The sequence below is a fragment of the Deinococcus pimensis DSM 21231 genome (genome assembly GCF_000519345.1).
Classification (GTDB): domain Bacteria; phylum Deinococcota; class Deinococci; order Deinococcales; family Deinococcaceae; genus Deinococcus_A; species Deinococcus_A pimensis.
On the sequence record NZ_KI912669.1, the window covers coordinates 16,022 to 16,986 of the forward strand.

Below are 965 nucleotides of genomic sequence, written 5' to 3' on the forward strand. Positions count from 1 at the left end.
CGTCCTCGCGTGGGGCCTGCCGACGGTCCTCGACGCGGACGCGCTCCAGCCCGGTCTGAGCGGCGCGGGTCACGACGGGGTCGTCTGGACACCGCATCCCGGCGAGGCCGCGCGGCTGCTGGGCGTCTCCGTGGGGGACGTGACGCGTGATCCGCTCTCGGCGGCGACGCGGCTGCGGGAACGTCTCGGCGGCGTGGTGGTCCTCAAGGGCGGCCCCACCACGATCTGCGCGCCGGACGGGCTGTGGCTGTGCCCCTTCGGCAATCCCGGCATGGCGACGGGCGGGATGGGCGACGTGCTGTCGGGCGTGATCGCGTCGCTGCTGGGGCAGGGGCTGGCCGCGCGGGACGCGGCGCTCGCAGGCGTGACCGTGCACGCGCTCGCCGGGGACCTCGTCCACGAGGAGTACGGCAACGGGCTCGTCGCGACGGACGTCGCGCACGCCGTGGGCCGCATCCTGAGAGAGATGTGAGGGTGTCCGCTTTCTTCATGACCTCAACTTAGAAATCCTTTAAACTACTTCAGCGATGCAAGGCGAACTGGCAGACCTCCCACTCATCGGGGTGCTCGAACTGATGCACTTCAGCCGCAAGACCGGCGTGCTGGAGGTCGGCGCCCCCATTCCCTTCGCGCTCACCTTCGTCAACGGCGAGATCGTCGACGGAGGCGTGCTCGACTGGGTCGGTCTGGACGCCATCTTCACCCTCCCGCCCTCCCCCGAACGCGGCCGCTTCGTCTTCCACGGCCGCGAGGAAGGCGGCCGTCCCCTCATGCCCTTCGCCCACCTCACCACCGAATGGGGCCGACTCGCCGACGAATGGCAGCGCGTCTGCGAGGTCATCGGCAGCCCAAGCCGCGTCCTGCGCGGCGCCCTCCCCGGCTTCCAGGAAGGCCGCAGCGTCCGCGCCGCCGCCCGCGCCAGCGGAGAACCCCTCTTCGTCGTCGCGCAGCGCGCCGCCGAGGCC

General features: G+C 71.6%; 2 protein-coding genes. Both read left to right on the top strand.

What is annotated here, in order from left to right; all coding sequences use genetic code 11:
- Positions 1-472, top strand: a 472-nt coding sequence (locus tag DEIPI_RS32600) for an ADP-dependent NAD(P)H-hydrate dehydratase (RefSeq protein WP_045234702.1), incomplete at its 5' end; no start/stop codon positions are given.
- Positions 473-527: 55 nt separating this feature from the next.
- A partial coding sequence (locus DEIPI_RS0118710) for a DUF4388 domain-containing protein (protein ID WP_027482770.1) occupies positions 528-965 on the top strand: 438 nt, incomplete at its 3' end.